Origin of the sequence: Nocardia sp. NPDC003269 (assembly GCF_042888005.1) — a bacterium.
In the GTDB taxonomy this organism is placed as follows: domain Bacteria; phylum Actinomycetota; class Actinomycetes; order Mycobacteriales; family Mycobacteriaceae; genus Nocardia.
Genome location: NZ_JBIAPA010000001.1, coordinates 1,475,928 through 1,490,721, shown reverse-complemented (window position 1 = coordinate 1,490,721; position 14,794 = coordinate 1,475,928). Strand labels below are relative to the sequence as shown.

The window sequence follows — 14,794 nt, the reverse complement described above, 5'->3', positions numbered from 1 at the left end:
TTGGCATCACGGCAACACCGGATCGCCCGCCCAGCAGGCGTCAGGCAATTTCTTAGCTCGGAGAAGAAAGCACCGGTCGGTAGACCAAGTTGCCGGGAAAAGCGAAGTGCCGCAACCGATCAGCGAACGCAATTCGCGAAAATGAGTAATCTCACAGCGAATTCGCGTAACGGTGGATTCGCGGCCACCGATCGGGCCGCCGAAAAAGGAACGGGCCGCACCTCCGGAAGGGAGATGCGGCCCGTGGGGTACCGGGGTCAGCGCAGGGTTGCGGTGAGGTGGGGGTAGCCCTTCTTGGGGTTCAGCATGGAGAGGTCCCAGCCGGAACCGACCTGCTCGGCGTAGATGTTGACCGAGGCGGGCAGGAAGACCGGCTTGCCGAATTTGACCGTGTAGGTGGTCTTCTCGGGGATGCGGCCCTCGACGGTGCCGAGGATGTTCGCGGCCGACCACATGCCGTGGGCGATGGTCTTCGGGAAGCCCATGGCCTTGGCGCCCAGTCCGGAGACGTGGATCGGGTTGTGGTCACCCGAGGCGGCGGCGTAGCGGTTGATCATCTTCTGATCGACGCGCTGCACGCGCAGCGGCGGCGGGGGGACCTCGTCGGCGGGCGGCGCCGACTTCGGGCCGCCCGACAGGGAGGTGCGCTGCTGGTGCAGGAAGGTGGTGACCTGCCGCCAGACCAGCTCCCGGCCGACGCGGATCTCGGTGATCGCGTCGACCAGCAGGCCCTTCGGGTGCTCGCGCAGGTTCTCGATGTGCGCCGTGAAATCGAGCGGCTCGGCGACCGAGATCTCCCTGGTGCGCTCGATGACGTTCTCGAAATGCACCGCGCCGACCGCGCTGAACGGGAAGTCCCGCGCGACGACCAGCTGCATCGCCAGCGGGAACGCCAGGATGAACGGGTAGGTCAGCGGCAGGGTGTCGCTGAAGCGCAGGCCCGTCGCGTGGCAGTACGCCGCCAGATGGTCCGGGTCGACCTGGAAACCGTCCAGGACGACGCGGCGGTCGGGCAGGGTGGGCTTGCGACCCGACAGCGGGGCGGGCAGCGGGACGGCGCCCAGCGCCGCCTTCGCGTACAGCCCGCCGTTCTTCGGAACCTCGGAGAGGGTGATCGTCTGGGTCATCAGGCGCCGATCAGGCTCTGACCGCAGACGCGAACCACGTTGCCGCTCACCGCGTTCGACGCCGGGCTGGCGAAGAAGGCGATGGTCTCGGCGACGTCGACGGTCTGGCCACCCTGCAGCAGCGAGCTCATCAGGCGACCGGCCTCGCGGGTGCCGACCGGGATCGCGGCGGTCATCGCGGTCTCGATGAAGCCGGGGGCCACCGCGTTGATGGTGATGCCCTTCTCCGCCAGCAGCGGGGCCTCGGCGTCGACCATGCCGATGACGCCGGCCTTGGAGGCGCCGTAGTTGGTCTGGCCGCGGTTGCCCGCGATGCCTGCGATGGAGGACACGTCGATCACGCGGCCGCCCTCCTTGAGCACACCCTTGGCCACCAGGCCGGAGGTGATGCGGTGCGGGGCAGCGAGATTGACGTTGATGACCGAGTTCCAGCGGCCCTCGTCCATGTTCGCGAGCAGCTTGTCGCGGGTGATGCCCGCGTTGTGCACGACGATGTCGATGCCGCCGAACCGCTCGGTGGCGAACTCGGCGAGGCGCTCGGCGGCGTCGGGAGCGGTGACGTCCAGGGCCAGGGCGGTGGCGCCGACCTTGTTCGCGGTCTCGGACAGGGCCTCACCGGCGGCGGGGATGTCGGCGACGATGACGGTGGCGCCGTCACGGGCGAAGACCTCGGCGATGGTGGCGCCGATGCCGCGGGCGGCACCGGTCACGACGGCGACCTTGCCGGCCAGCGGCTTGTCCCAGCTGGCCGGGGCGACGGAATCGGCCTTGCCGACCCGGATGACCTGGCCGTCGACGAAGGCCGACTTGCCCGACAGCAGGAAGCGCAGGGTGGACTCGAGGCCGGTCGCGGCCGCGCCCGCCTCGGGATGCACGTAGACGAGCTGACCGGTGGCGCCGCGCAGCAGTTCCTTGGCGACCGAGCGGGTGAAGCCCTCGAGCGCGCGCTGGGCGATCTGCTCGTCGACCGAGCCGACGAGTTCCGGCGTGGTGCCGATGACGACGACACGCCCCGAAGGTGCGAGGTTGCGCATCGCGGGCTGGAAGAATTCGAACAGCTGCGAGAGCTTGTCGATGGAATCGATGCCGGTGGCGTCGAACACCAGGGCGCCGTACTTGGTGCCCGAGTCGAGCGAATCCGCGACGGTGTAGTCCGCGAGCAGCGCGCGGATCGGCTCGGCGAGACGGCCCTTGCCGCCCAGCAGGACCGGGCCGGGGAGCGCGGGCTCGCCGGCCTTGTAGCGGCGCAGCTCCGCCGGCTGGGGCAGGCCCAGCTTGCTCGCCAGGAACGCGCCGGGGGCGGAGTGGATGAAGGATCCGTAGAGGTTGGGTGCACCCTTGCTCTTGGCTGCCACTGTTCCTACCTTCTCTGTGCTCGACGTGTTGTATGACCGTGCTCGCCCAGTGTCCCCCGTGTGAATCACATTTGCGGGTACGGTGTCGACAACGAACTTACTCCAGAGTAAGTTTAATGTAAACCGATACGCCCGGCGTACCCGGAACCGACGAGACCATGGAGAACTCGAGTGACAAGCAAAGCCCGCTCGGCGAAGACCCCGGCCAAGACCGCGAAGACCCAGCGCCCGGTCGCGATCGTTGGCGGTAACCGAATCCCGTTCGCTCGCTCCGACAAGGCCTACGCGAAGGCCTCCAACCAGGACATGTTCACCGCCACCCTGGACGGACTGGTCAGCCGGTTCGGTCTGCAGGGCGAGCGGCTCGGCATGGTCGTCGGCGGCGCGGTGCTCAAGAAGGTCGGCGAGCACAGCCTGATCCGCGAGAGCGTGCTCGGCTCCAAGCTCTCGCCGTACACCCCGGCCCACGACCTGCAGCTCGCCTGTGGCACCGGCCTGCAGTCGATCGTCACCGTGGGTGACGCGATCGCGCTCGGCCGGATCGAGTCGGGCATCGGCGGCGGCGCCGACACCACCTCCGACGCGCCGATCGGCGTCAGCGAGGACATGCGCGAGTGGATGCTCACGGCCAACCGCGCCAAGACCAACAAGGACCGGGTCAAGCTGGTCGGCCAGCTGCGGCCCTCGATGCTGGGCATCGAGATCCCGCGCAACGCCGAGCCGCGCACCGGGCTGTCGATGGGTGAGCACGCCGCCATCACCGCCAAGGAGTTCGGCATCGCCCGCGAGGCGCAGGACGAGCTGGCCTACCTCTCGCACAAGAACATGGCCGCCGCCTACGACCGTGGCTTCTTCGACGACCTGATCACCCCGTTCCTCGGCCTGACCCGCGACGACAACCTGCGTCCCGGCTCGACCGTGGAGAAGCTGGCCACCCTCAAGCCGGTGTTCGGCACCAAGCTGGGCGACGCCACCATGACCGCGGGCAACTCCACCCCGCTCACCGACGGCGCGTCGGCGGTGCTGCTGTCGAGCGAGGAGTGGGCCGCGCAGCGCAACCTGCCGGTGCTCGCGCACCTGGTGGACTCCGAGGTCGCCTCGGTGGACTACATCCACGGCCCCGACGGCCTGCTGATGGCGCCCACCTACGCGGTGCCGCGCCTGCTGGCCCGCAACGGCCTGACCCTGCAGGACTTCGACTACTACGAGATCCACGAGGCCTTCGCCTCCGTGGTGCTCTCCACGCTGGCCGCGTGGGAGTCCGACGCCTACTGCAAGGAGCGCCTGGGCCTGGACGGCGCGCTCGGCTCGATCGACCGCAGCAAGCTCAACGTCAACGGCTCCTCGCTCGCCGCGGGCCACCCGTTCGCCGCCACCGGCGGCCGCATCGTCGCCTCCACCGCGAAGATGCTGGCGGAGAAGGGCTCCGGCCGCGCGCTGATCTCGATCTGCGCCGCGGGCGGGCAGGGCGTCGTGGCGATCATCGAGCGCTAGTCACGGGCCGATACGACGACGGCGGGTGGTTTCCGGAGATCGGAAACCACCCGCCGTTTCACGTTGTCAGCGGCACATCGGGTTGGGGTGGGGCTGGGTGGAGCCCCAGGGGCCGCAGACGAGGAGCTTGAGGAGGCCGAGGGGGAGGTCGATGGCGGCGGAACCGGTGCCCGCGGAACCGGATTCGGCGATCACCGCCGGGGCAGCGGGGGCCGCGATGGCCGGGGAGGCACCGGCGGCGATGCCGGCGATGGCTGCGGTGGCGACCAGGATGCGGACCATACGACGTTGCATGACAAGCCTTTCGAGAACAAATGATCTGAGCTAACAACATCATCGTTGGGTTCAATGTGCTTGTTATCCAGAACTTTTCGGGGCTTGACGCCGCGATACGCGACCGATCGTTCTAGTTGGCTCCGATAGCGTCCGCGATCATCGGCCAGGAGTTGTGCAGGTCCTGTTCCCAGTACTTCCAGGTGTGGGTGCCCGCGGCCCGGAACTCGGTCTGGGCGGGGATGTTCAGTTCCTGGAGCCGGGCGGCCAGGCGCTGGGTGCACACGTTGGCCGCGGCCTCGATGGCGCCGCCGAGCAGGATCTGGTCGGTCATGCCGATGACCTTGCCGGGATTCGCGCCGGCCGGGAGGGTCTCGGCGACGCCGGGCAGGCCGGTGGCGCTGGAGAGGTAGATGGCCTTGCCGCGCAGGCGTTCCGCGTTCAGGTACGGGTCGTTGGCGCGCCAGGCCGGGTCGTCGGGCTCGCCCCACATATTGGCGGGGTCGGCGCCGGCGCGGGCGAAGACGATGTCGACGTAGGCCCGGCCCATCGGGTCGGCGACCGAGGCGCAGCCGCTGTAGGCGCCGACGGCACGGTAACGGTCGGGGGCCGCGATGGCCAGGTTCAGCACCGCGGTGGCCGACATCGACAGTCCGGCGATGGCGTTGACGCCGCTGGCGTGCAGCGTGTCGTCGATGATCGGCGGCAGTTCCTCGGTCAGGAAGGTCTGCCACTTGTTGCGGCCGAGCTTGGGATCGTCGCGCTGCCAGTCGGTGTAGTAGGAGAACTTGCCCGCGGCGGGGGTGATCACGTTGACGTTCTTGTCGGCGAAGAACTGCACGATATCGGTCTGGTTGTACCAGTTCGCCTTGTCCTCACCGCCGCCCGCGCCGTTGAGCAGATACAGCGTCGGGCGCGGAACGGAGTTGTCGGCCGCGGTGATGACCTGTAGCGGGATCACCCGATCCATCGCCGCCGAGTACACGTGCAGCACCTGCTGCCGCTGCCCGGGCCGCTCGATGTGGTCGAGCCGGGAGCCGTCGGCGCCCGCGGTGCCGATCGAAGCGACCGAGAGCAGCACCAGCGCCATGGCCGACACCGCGACCGCGCGGGAACGGGAGAACACGAACATCAATCCTCACTACAGAAGGGGCGGCCCGAGGGCCCAGAGCGCCGGGACGGCAGCGCGAGACCGTCCCGGCGACCAGGTGCTACGCGATCAGCTACCGATCAGATTGCGCAGCACATCGGAGATGACGTCGCTGAGCGAGCCGGTGGAGCTCAGCTGACCGTCGGAGGAGCCGAGGCCGTTGTCGCCCAGGCTGCCGATCACGGTCTCGCCCGCGTTCGCGCCGCGCGCGGTGAAGCAGGCGGTCAGACCCGGCATCTCGTTGCTGACACCCACGGTGCCCGCGACGCCGACGCCACCGCTGGTGATCTGCTGACCGGCCTTCACGCTGTCCGGCACCGGGTAGGTGATGGTCAGGGTGACCGGGTTGCCGGAGTTGACGAACCAGCCGGTGCTGGTGACCTTCCAGCCACCGGCGTTCGGCTCGGGGGTGACGTCCTCGGTCACCTGGCCGCCGATCGCGTGGTAGGCGGTGATGGTGGTCTTGGTCGGGGCCCCGAAGCCGACCGGCGGGAAGTCGGTGATGGTGTTGACGTAGGGATTGCCGATCCCCGTGGTGCCGACGACCACCTTGTAGGTCACCGAGGTGCCGACACCGATCTGCTCGGCGCTGGCCGTCTTGTCGTAGACGTGCGTGATGCCGACGGTGCTGGCATCGCGCTTCTCGGCGTGGCTGGTGACCGAGCAGGAGCCAGCCGCGACGGCGGTGCCGGAACCGAGAGCGACACCGACACCGGCGACGACCAGAGCGGTGGTGGCGACGCCCGCGGTGATACGCGAAGTCCGGATCATGATTTTCCTCCAAGCCCCGGCGAAGTCGGCCGGGACGAATTCCTCATCGAGTGGTCTATCCCCCTCTGACCAGAAGGTATCCGCTGGACTGGACGGTTGTCCTGGAAAATAAGAACGTGTTCTCATCTTTGTGGAAGATTATCGTTTCACTCTCGAGGAGGGGTCACCGGGGGTAGCATCCGAGATTTTTCGGCATCGGCGAATCCGCCCGAAAAGCGCACACCGGCCCTCCGCCGGGGCAGCGAAGGGCTGGCAAACGTCGTCAATACCCCTGGACGGACTACTTCCCCGGGAGCTCGTTGTGGCCGCCGAACGCCTTGCGCATGGCCGAGAGCATCTTGTCGGCGTAGAGCGCCTCACCCCGCGAGGAGAAGCGCTGGAACAGGGCCGCCGACAGCACCGGGACCGGCACCGCCGTGTCGATGGCGGCGTCGATCGTCCAGCGGCCCTCGCCGGAGTCCGAGACGCGACCGCTGTACCCGTCCAGGTTCGGGTCGGCGTACAGGGCGCTCGCGGTGAGGTCGAGCAGCCAGGACGCGACGACCGAGCCCCGGCGCCACACCTCGGTGATGTCCGGGATGTCCAGGTCGTACCGGTAGTACTCGGGGTGCTCCAGCGGGGTCTCCTCCGCCGAGTGCTCGCCGTCGCCCTGCGTGGCGCCCACGTTGGCGTGCTGGAGGATGTTCAGGCCCTCGGCGTAGGCGGCCATCGCGCCGTACTCGATGCCGTTGTGGACCATCTTCACGAAGTGGCCAGCCCCGGCTGGGCCGCAGTGCAGCCAGCCCTGTTCGGCCGGGGTCGGCGCGCCGGTGCGGCCGGGTGTGCGCGGCGCGGCCTCGACACCGGGCGCGATGGACTCGAACAGCGGCTGGAGGTAGCTCACCTGCTCGGCCTCGCCGCCGATCATCAGGCAGAAGCCGCGCTCCAGGCCGAACACGCCACCCGAGGTGCCGACGTCGAGGTAGTGGATGCCCTTGGGCGCCAACGCCTTCGCACGCGCGATGTCCTCGTGGTAGCGGCTGTTACCGCCGTCGATGATGATGTCGCCCGGTTCGAGCAGCTCGGCCAGATTGTCGATCGCGGCGCCGGTCGCGCCCGCGGGGATCATCACCCAGACGACGCGGGGGGCGTCGAGCATGGCGACGAACTCCTTCAGGTCGGTGCTGCCGTCGAAGCTGTCGCCGAGCTCGGCCTTCAGCTCGTCGATGTGACCCTGATGGCGTTCGTGACCGACGGCGGTGTTCCCGTCGCGCACGATGCGACGCACGATATTGGCACCCATCCGGCCGAGGCCGATCATTCCCAGCTGCATCAGTTCTCCCTCGTTGCGCGCTACCTGGTGTCGAGTCTCACGTGCGATTGTCCCGCGCGAGGGCCCGGATCGGCGCGGTGGCGCCGCCGGGGGCCGCCGAAACTGCCCGGAAAAACGGCTGTAACGCCCCGGAACGGGCCGCGATAAACAGATCGGCTCCGTGTAGTTGCCAGACCCCCGACCCGGCAACTACGCGGAGCCTTCCTGCTGTCCATCCACTGTTGCCAGGGTGCCGAGGACGACGAACACCGTTACCCTTGGCCGAGGCCCCGCAAACATCTGGGGCCGGGCGCACCTGATCCAGGACGACGCCATAACACCCAACGGAAGGACCTCCGTGCCCAGCGAGTCGAATGTCGGCGGACCGGCCGACCGACCAAGGGGCGAGGTCGGACTACGCAAGCTGCTCGAAGCAAATCGCACTTTCGATGCCGACGTCACCGCCGCCCTGCCCACCCAGCCCCTCGCCACCGTGACCCGTGACCGCTGGTCGCCTGCGCCCGCCCCGGCGGCGCCGCAGCCGTCGACCGGCGCCGGTACCCCGCAACTGGCCAAGCGGATCGGCATCGCCGTCGGCGCCGTGTTCGCCGTCGGCGCCGCCGCCTACCTGGCCGACCTGGCCCTGAGCAACGGCGAGGTGCCGCGCGGCACCGTCGTCGCCGGGGTCGACATCGGCGGCATGGACGAGTCCGAGGCGAACGCGCTCCTGCACGCCGAGCTCGGCCCCAAGGCCGAGCGACCGCTGCCGGTCCGGATCGGCGACGTGCAGGCCAGCATGGTGCCCGCCACGGCCGGTCTGCAGGTGGACTGGGACGGCACCTGGGACGCCGTCGGCGACCAGCCGCTCAATCCGGTGAGCAGGCTGATCTCCCTGTTCGGCACCCGGGACGTCGCGGTGGTCAGCACCGTCGACGCGGCGGCGCTGGATCAGCAGGTGGCCGGTTTCCAGGCGCACGACAACCCGACCGTGGAAGGCACGGTGCGGTTCGTCAACGGCAAGCCGGTCGCGGTCGCGCCGGTGCCCGGCCGGGTGCTCGACACCGCGGCCGCACGTACCACGATCACCGAGCGCTGGGCGTCGAGCAGCGAACTGGACCTGCCCGTGGTGGCCGCGCCCGTGGCGGTGCGCACCGAGGCCGTGCAGGCCGCGCTGCGCGATATCGCCACGCCGGCGATCTCCGCGCCGATCACGGTGAGCGGCAAAGACATTCGCGCCACGCTCACGCCGGAGCAGATCGCCGGGGTGCTCGGCTTCGTGCCCGACGGGAACGGTGGCCTGGCGCCGAAGATCGACAACGACGCCGCGATCGCCCTGCTCGCACCGCAATTGGCGGCCTCCGAGGTGGAGCCCAAGGACGCCACCTTCACCGTCGGCGCGGGCAAGCCGACCGTGGTGCCCGCCGTGGTGGGCAACAAGGTCGACTGGCCCAAGACGCTGGAGAAGCTGCCCGCCCTGCTCACCGCCACCGGTAACCGCAGTACCGAGGCGGTGTACCAGCGGATCGAGCCCAAGCTCACCACCGACGCCGCCAACGCGCTCGGCATCACCGAGATGGTCGGCCAGTTCACCACCGGCGGCTTCAGCGGCCCGTCCGGCGTGAACATCCGCACCGTCGCCGCCAAGGTCGACGGCGCGGTGGTGAAGCCGGGAGATACCTTCTCGCTCAACGAGTTCACCGGTCCGCGCACCGCCGCGGAGGGCTACGTCGAGTCCGGCATCATCGACAAGGGCAGGCCGAGCACGGCGGTCGGCGGCGGCATCAGCCAGTTCGCCACCACGCTGTACAACGCGGCCTACTTCGCCGGCATGGAGGACGCGGGCCACACCGAGCACAGCTACTACATCTCGCGGTACCCGGCGGCGCGCGAAGCCACCGTGTTCGACGGCGCGATCGACCTGGCGTTCCGCAACACCACCGCGACCGGCGTCTACATCCAGGCGGTCGCGACGGGCTCGGACATCACCGTGCGCCTGTGGGGCACCAAGACCGTCGACGTGGAGTCGATCACCGGCGAGAAGTCGAAGCCGACCGAGCCGCAGGAGATCACCCTGCCCAAGGGCAAGGACTGCATCGCCTCCGAGGGCGCGCCCGGGTTCACCATCTCCGACACCAGGGTGATCACCGATCGCAAGACCGGCGCCCAGGTCTCCCGGCACACCCGGACCGTGAAGTACGACCCGATCCCGATCGTGAAGTGCGAGTGAGGGTTTCCTAGCAGTTGCAGTTGCAGTCGCAGCTGCAGCAGTCGCCGCACCCGCAGTCCTCACCGCAGCAGTTGCCGCAGCAGTCACCGCAGTCGCAGCAGCTGCCGCAGTCGCAGTGCTTGGCCCAGGCGTCCTTCTGCTCACCGGTGCACGGACTGGTGTGGTCGACGCAGCAGGCGACGCCGGTGCAGTAGACGCCCAGGATCAGCCCGCCCGCCTTCAGCGGACCGGGCCTCCTGGTCGGCCGCTGCCCGGGAGGGGTCGGGAACTGGTACGGCGAATGCTGCTGCGCGACCGCGGAAGTGCGGCAGACATGGCCGACGGCGAGACCGAGGCCCTGCCCCATTCTGCGCAGCAGCGCGGACAGCGGGTCGAGCAGCGCCCAGCGGACGGTGGGCAGCTGGTCGAGCTTCGCTTCGGCGGCGGCCGCGCGGATACGAGATTCGCTCTCGCGCAGCAGATCATAGGCGCGCGGCATGTCGGTGCCGGTCGCTTCCAGTGGGTTGAAGCGGCCGCGCAGACGGTCGCGTTCGAGGTCTTCGATGGCATCGGCGAGATGCGCGATCCGGCCGACATGGCGACCGATCTCCTGCAGGGCCGCAACGTTTTCCGGGCGGCCCGCCAGGGTGGCGGTGTGGCCGAACAGGGTGGCCGCGCAGAGCTGGGTCGGGCCGGTCAGCTGATCGAGGGCGATCGGCGTGGTACTCGAGTCGTCGGTGCGAGCCATGGTCGGCCCATGCGGCTTCGCGGGCGACGACGCGGCGCCGACCCACCCCGCCGCCTGCCGAACGGCGACCGCCGCTTCGGTGACGCGGCCGGGGCCGTTCGCCGCGGCGAGCGCCTCCAGCGCAGCCTGACTGTCGATAGCCGTGAACAACGGGCCGACGTCGAGGCCGATCCGGTCGGCCTGCGCCTGGGCGGCCGCCGACCAGATCCCGGCGACCCGCCCCATCGGACGGCGAGCGAGCCGACCAGCGTCGCCGTCGTCGACGTGGTCGCGAATCTTGGCCGCGCCCAACAGCAGTGAGGCCGTGGCGGCCAGCTGCACACCGGGCGCGTCGGCCGCGACCACCGACGCCCGGCGCATCCCACGCAGCGGGCACGGCCCGGCGGTGGTGCGGGCGTCGGCGTCACCGGACTGAGCCTCGGTGAGCACACTCAGCACGATCGCGTCGGTGTTGGTCGCCGCGCGCGCCAGCTGTCCGTGCCCGTCGCGCAGGCCGAGACACAGCCCGCACATGTGCGCCTGCCAGTGCCCCGGATCGATGCCGTATTTCGCCGCGCCGTGCGCACACGGCTTCAACACACCGAACACTGCCACCCCGTCTGTCGTGGAACTCCCGGGCGCCCGCACCGCGGCCCCGCCCGGTCCGACGATGGCCGCGCCTCAGCGCCCGCTGTCGAGCACGATGGCAGGTCGGACGAGCGCGAGCAACCGGTGGCGGGCTATTCCGCCTTCTTGCGACCGGCCAGGCCGCGCCAGGCCAGATCGTCGAGCAGGTCGACGGCCTCGGCCACCTCGATCCGGCCGCCGGCGACCCGGTCGGCGATCGCCTCGCCCGCCCCGATCACCGCGGCCGCGACGACCTCGAAATTGGTGCCGGGATCGGCGTGCTTGGCACTGGACTCGAGCAGTTTCGCGGTGAGCTCGATGACCCGCTCGCGCGCGTTGTCGATCTCGGACGCGAAAGCTTGCTGACCGATTGCCTGCCGATAGAGCACCTGCCACGACTGCCGGTTGCGGTCGACGAAGTCGAGGAAGCCCTCCAGCGCCGTGCGCACCTGCTCGTGCGGGGTGAGTTGCGGGTTGCCCGCGGGCGCCACCGCCTCGATGAAGCGCAGGCCCTCGCGCTGGATGCAGGCCCGGAACAACTCGTCCTTGGAGCCGTAATACAGGTAGAGCATGGGCTTGGAGATTTTCGCCTCGGCGGCGATGGCGTCCATCGAGGTGTCGTGGAAGCCCTTGCGTGCGAACACCTCGACGGCGGCGTCGAGCATCTGTTGCTCACGAACCGCCCGGGGAAGTCGCTTCGTTCCGCCCGCCATCCACTCTCCTACCGCAGGGTGAACCCCTATATTACTCCAAGGTAAGTTCGCCCGTGCCCATTTGCCGCACAGTCGCCGGACCGCCTCAGCAGCCCAGCTGTACGCCCTTGTAGCGCGCCATCCGCAGCACGGAGGCGTCGACCCGGTCGGCGGGCAGTTTGCCACTCGCCACCGACTGTTCCAAACGGTCGAGCACCTGGGGCACCGCGTCGGTACTGATCCACAGGGCATTGTCGGCGCCGGCGACCAGTGCCGCCTCCACCGCGTCGGAGATCGACATGCGGGCGGTGATGGCCGCCATGCCGCCGAGATCGTCGGTGAAGATCGGGCCGTTGTACGGCGGCGCGCCGTAGCCGGTGCCCTCGCGCAGCAGCGACATCACGGCCGGGCTGATGCTGGCCGGGACGTCGGGCTCGGTCAGGCCGGGCACGTCGAGGTGGCCGACCATCACGGCCGCGCCGGAGTTCACCAGATTGCGGAACGGGACCAGGTCCTTGTTCTGCAGCTCCGACAGCGGCGGCGTCCGGACCGCGCCGGTGTGCGAGTCACCGGAACCGGAGCCGTGGCCGGGGAAGTGCTTCATGACCGCGCCGAGGCCGACCTCGTTGGAGGCGCGGATGTAGGCGCCCGCGTACTCGGTGACGACCTGCGGGTCGTCGCTGTAGGAGCGGTCGCCGATGACGCTGTCGGCGGGCTGGCTGCTCACGTCGACATCGGGGGCGAAGTCGACGGTGACGCCGAGGTCCTTCAGGGCCTTCGACCTGGTCAGCGTGTTCTGGTAGTGCTGCTCCGGCGTCTGGGTCTGCGCGATCTCCCTGGCCGACGGCGCGACGCCGATGAGGTTCTTGGCGCGCGAGACCCGCCCGCCCTCCTCGTCGATGGTGACCATCAGCGGTGCCTTGGCCAGCGCCTTCACCGCGTCCAGCTGGGTGTTGTTCAGCAGGCCGGGATCGGTCCAGCTGCCGATGAAGATGCCGCCGACCTGCTCGGTGCTCACCACGTTCGTGGCGTCGGCCGAGCCGGTGATGCCGACGGTCAGCAGCTGCGCGAGTTTCTCGCGCTGGGTGAGTTTCGCGAGATAGTCGGCGCCGCAGGCGGATTGCGCGGGCGTGCCGGTCACCGGCGAGGTCGGGTCACCCCCCTGCGCGGCGGAGGGGACGCCGGTTCCGCTCGCCGTCGGTGTCGTCTCGGTCGACGATCCTCCCGAACAGGCGGTGGCGACGGCGGCTAGGACTGCGAACACGACCACAGGCGATTTCCGCATGCGCTCCACGGTAGTCCCGGCCGGGCCCGACCCGCGGCACCGGATCCGGTTGGACCCGGTCGGGCGGGGGTAATCTGACTGCACAAGACGCTGTACCAGCGCAGGAGGTCGTCATGGCTTGCGATCGGATGCTCATCGCCTACGACGGTTCCGAACACGCCAAGCGGGCCATCGAGTACGCGGGCCGCTTCCTCACCGCCGAGCGCGCCATCCTGCTCACCGCCTGGGAACCGATGGTGCGCCAGGCGGCCCGCATCTCCGGGCTGGCCGGGGTGATGCAACCGGACTGGGTGCCCGACGAGGAGATCGAGGACATCGCCTACACCGATGCCCGCAAGATCAACGCCGAGGGCGTGCACCTGGCCGAACTGGCGGGCATCCACGCCGAACCGCGCACCGCCGAGTGCACCACGACCATCTGGAACGCGATCGTGGACTGCGCCGACGAGCTCGACGTCGACATCATCGTCGCGGGCACCCGCGGCGCCACCGGACTGCGCGCGCTGCTGCACAGCAGCGTGGCCGAGGCGGTGCTCAAGCACGGCCACCGGCCCGTCCTGCTGGTGCCGCCGGAGCACTGAGAGTTCGATCGCTCCCCCGTTCCCGGCCACGGTCGGCGCGGCTATGGTCGAACCACCATGAACCGATTCCTGCTGGCCCGCCCCGACGGGGTGCTGCGCGCGGCGGGGGTGCGCGCCAGCTACCCCGACCCGCGGCAGGCGGTCGACACGCTGCGCCGGTGGACGGCGCCCGGCAGCGGGACCGGTCCGCGGCTGATCGTCGGCGCGCTGCCGTTCGACCCGGAGGAGCCCGCGGCGCTGTGGCAGCCGGAGACCGCGCTGCACACGGCCGGACCGTGGCGGCCCGCCGCACTGCCCGCGCTGCCCGCCGTTCGGGTCGTCGCCGAGCTGCCCACCGCCGCCGAGCACGTGGCGCGGGTGACGAAGCTGGTCGAACAGCTCGGCGATCCCGGCACCGAGCTGCGCAAGGTGGTCGCCGCGCGGACCCTGCTGATCGAGGCCGACGCGCCGCTGGAACCGGAGGTCGTCGCCGGTCAGCTGCTGACCCGGCATCCCAACGCCAATGTGTACGCGGTGGACCTGACGGCGGCCGGGCGACCGGGCGAGACGCTGCTCGGCGCGACGCCGGAGGTGCTCGTCGCGCGGCACGGCACCCGCGTCAGCCTGCATCCGCTGGCGGGCACGCTGCCCCGGCTCGCCGATCCGGACGCCGACGCTGCACAGGCCCGGGAACTGCTGTCCAGCGCCAAGAACCACGACGAGCACGGGTACGTGATCGAGTGGATCCGGCAGCAGCTCACCCCGGTCTGCCGGGAGCTGCACATCCCCGACGCGCCCGAACTGCTGAGCACCGAACAGGTCTGGCATCTGGCCACCCCGATCCACGGCGTGCTGCGCGACCCGTCGACCACCGCACTCGACCTGGCGCTGCTGCTGCATCCGACACCCGCCGTCAACGGGACGCCGTTCGCCGCCGCGCTGGCCGCGATCACCGCCGACGAACCGCGCCGCGGTTTCTACGGCGGCGCGGTCGGCTGGTGCGCCGACGACGGCGACGGCGAATGGGTCGTCGCGATCCGCGGCGCCGAGCTCGCGGCCGACGGGCGCACGCTGCGCGCGAGCGCGGGCGGCGGGATCGTGGCGGCGTCGGATCCGGCGGCCGAGCTCGCCGAGACCACCGCCAAATTCCGGACACTGCTCGGCGCGCTGCATTGCGACGTGCCCGATCACTGACCTGACGGCCGACACCTGCTAGGTTGACCGAGGTACCACCCC

General features: G+C 69.9%; 13 protein-coding genes. 4 read left to right on the top strand and 9 right to left on the bottom strand.

Going from position 1 to position 14,794, the window contains the following annotated elements; translation table 11 throughout:
• Positions 1 to 257 precede the first annotated feature (257 nt).
• The gene (locus tag ACFYWJ_RS06790) at positions 258 to 1,127 is read right to left on the bottom strand and encodes a MaoC/PaaZ C-terminal domain-containing protein (protein ID WP_355274923.1); all 870 of its coding nucleotides are present in this window, start codon (positions 1,125 to 1,127) and stop codon (positions 258 to 260) included.
• Positions 1,127 to 2,482, bottom strand: coding sequence for a 3-oxoacyl-ACP reductase (locus tag ACFYWJ_RS06785; RefSeq protein ID WP_355274925.1), 1,356 nt, complete (start codon positions 2,480 to 2,482; stop codon positions 1,127 to 1,129). The genes ACFYWJ_RS06790 and ACFYWJ_RS06785 overlap by 1 nt, the downstream gene beginning before the upstream one ends.
• A 171-nt stretch (positions 2,483 to 2,653) precedes the next feature.
• On the opposite strand from ACFYWJ_RS06785, the gene ACFYWJ_RS06780 reads away from it, so the two are divergent.
• Positions 2,654 to 3,976 carry an acetyl-CoA C-acetyltransferase gene (locus ACFYWJ_RS06780; RefSeq protein WP_355274928.1) on the top strand — a complete coding sequence of 441 codons (1,323 nt, stop codon included), beginning with the start codon at positions 2,654 to 2,656 and terminating at the stop codon, positions 3,974 to 3,976.
• A gap of 66 nt (positions 3,977 to 4,042) precedes the next feature.
• On the opposite strand, the gene ACFYWJ_RS06775 is transcribed toward ACFYWJ_RS06780, so the two are convergent.
• The 4 genes from ACFYWJ_RS06775 to gnd form a co-directional block, all read right to left on the bottom strand.
• Positions 4,043 to 4,270 carry a hypothetical protein gene (locus ACFYWJ_RS06775; protein ID WP_355274930.1) on the bottom strand — a complete coding sequence of 76 codons (228 nt, stop codon included), beginning with the start codon at positions 4,268 to 4,270 and terminating at the stop codon, positions 4,043 to 4,045.
• Positions 4,271 to 4,382: 112 nt separating this feature from the next.
• On the bottom strand, positions 4,383 to 5,381 hold the full coding sequence (locus tag ACFYWJ_RS06770) for an alpha/beta hydrolase (protein WP_387161041.1): 999 nt from the start codon (positions 5,379 to 5,381) through the stop codon (positions 4,383 to 4,385).
• A gap of 87 nt (positions 5,382 to 5,468) precedes the next feature.
• Complete coding sequence (locus ACFYWJ_RS06765; RefSeq protein ID WP_355274932.1) at positions 5,469 to 6,170, bottom strand: hypothetical protein; 702 nt, start codon at positions 6,168 to 6,170, stop codon at positions 5,469 to 5,471.
• Between the two features lie 280 nt (positions 6,171 to 6,450).
• Positions 6,451 to 7,482, bottom strand: coding sequence for a phosphogluconate dehydrogenase (NAD(+)-dependent, decarboxylating) (gene gnd / locus ACFYWJ_RS06760; protein WP_355274933.1), 1,032 nt, complete (start codon positions 7,480 to 7,482; stop codon positions 6,451 to 6,453).
• A 337-nt stretch (positions 7,483 to 7,819) separates the two neighbouring features.
• Here gnd and ACFYWJ_RS06755 point away from each other — a divergent pair, with 337 nt between their 5' ends.
• On the top strand, positions 7,820 to 9,688 hold the full coding sequence (locus tag ACFYWJ_RS06755) for a VanW family protein (RefSeq protein ID WP_355274935.1): 1,869 nt from the start codon (positions 7,820 to 7,822) through the stop codon (positions 9,686 to 9,688).
• Positions 9,689 to 9,695: 7 nt separating this feature from the next.
• On the opposite strand, the gene ACFYWJ_RS06750 is transcribed toward ACFYWJ_RS06755, so the two are convergent.
• The 3 genes from ACFYWJ_RS06750 to ACFYWJ_RS06740 all read right to left on the bottom strand — a co-directional run bounded on the left by ACFYWJ_RS06750 (position 9,696) and on the right by ACFYWJ_RS06740 (position 12,998).
• Positions 9,696 to 11,003, bottom strand: a complete 1,308-nt coding sequence (locus tag ACFYWJ_RS06750) for a DUF5685 family protein (RefSeq protein ID WP_355275420.1) — start codon at positions 11,001 to 11,003, stop codon at positions 9,696 to 9,698.
• A 131-nt stretch (positions 11,004 to 11,134) separates the two neighbouring features.
• Positions 11,135 to 11,734, bottom strand: a complete 600-nt coding sequence (locus ACFYWJ_RS06745) for a TetR/AcrR family transcriptional regulator (RefSeq protein WP_218716025.1) — start codon at positions 11,732 to 11,734, stop codon at positions 11,135 to 11,137.
• A gap of 85 nt (positions 11,735 to 11,819) precedes the next feature.
• Positions 11,820 to 12,998: a glycoside hydrolase family 3 N-terminal domain-containing protein gene (locus tag ACFYWJ_RS06740; RefSeq protein ID WP_355274938.1), complete on the bottom strand. Its 1,179-nt coding sequence runs from the start codon at positions 12,996 to 12,998 to the stop codon at positions 11,820 to 11,822.
• Between the two features lie 113 nt (positions 12,999 to 13,111).
• Here ACFYWJ_RS06740 and ACFYWJ_RS06735 point away from each other — a divergent pair, with 113 nt between their 5' ends.
• Entirely contained in the window at positions 13,112 to 13,579 is a 468-nt protein-coding gene (locus ACFYWJ_RS06735) for a universal stress protein (protein WP_355274941.1), read from the top strand.
• A gap of 57 nt (positions 13,580 to 13,636) precedes the next feature.
• Positions 13,637 to 14,752 carry an isochorismate synthase gene (locus tag ACFYWJ_RS06730; protein ID WP_355274944.1) on the top strand — a complete coding sequence of 372 codons (1,116 nt, stop codon included), beginning with the start codon at positions 13,637 to 13,639 and terminating at the stop codon, positions 14,750 to 14,752.
• Positions 14,753 to 14,794 lie beyond the last annotated feature (42 nt).

What these genes read in the sequence shown, in the direction of transcription:
- gnd (WP_355274933.1), bottom strand. Translation starts at nt 7,482, where the DNA reads ATGCAGCTGGGAATGATCGGCCTCGGCCGGATGGGTGCCAATATCGTG.
- ACFYWJ_RS06735 (WP_355274941.1), top strand. Translation starts at nt 13,112, where the DNA reads ATGGCTTGCGATCGGATGCTCATCGCCTACGACGGTTCCGAACACGCC.
- ACFYWJ_RS06740 (WP_355274938.1), bottom strand. Translation starts at nt 12,998, where the DNA reads ATGCGGAAATCGCCTGTGGTCGTGTTCGCAGTCCTAGCCGCCGTCGCC.
- ACFYWJ_RS06765 (WP_355274932.1), bottom strand. Translation starts at nt 6,170, where the DNA reads ATGATCCGGACTTCGCGTATCACCGCGGGCGTCGCCACCACCGCTCTG.
- ACFYWJ_RS06775 (WP_355274930.1), bottom strand. Translation starts at nt 4,270, where the DNA reads ATGCAACGTCGTATGGTCCGCATCCTGGTCGCCACCGCAGCCATCGCC.
- ACFYWJ_RS06730 (WP_355274944.1), top strand. Translation starts at nt 13,637, where the DNA reads ATGAACCGATTCCTGCTGGCCCGCCCCGACGGGGTGCTGCGCGCGGCG.
- ACFYWJ_RS06745 (WP_218716025.1), bottom strand. Translation starts at nt 11,734, where the DNA reads ATGGCGGGCGGAACGAAGCGACTTCCCCGGGCGGTTCGTGAGCAACAG.
- ACFYWJ_RS06770 (WP_387161041.1), bottom strand. Translation starts at nt 5,381, where the DNA reads ATGTTCGTGTTCTCCCGTTCCCGCGCGGTCGCGGTGTCGGCCATGGCG.
- ACFYWJ_RS06790 (WP_355274923.1), bottom strand. Translation starts at nt 1,127, where the DNA reads ATGACCCAGACGATCACCCTCTCCGAGGTTCCGAAGAACGGCGGGCTG.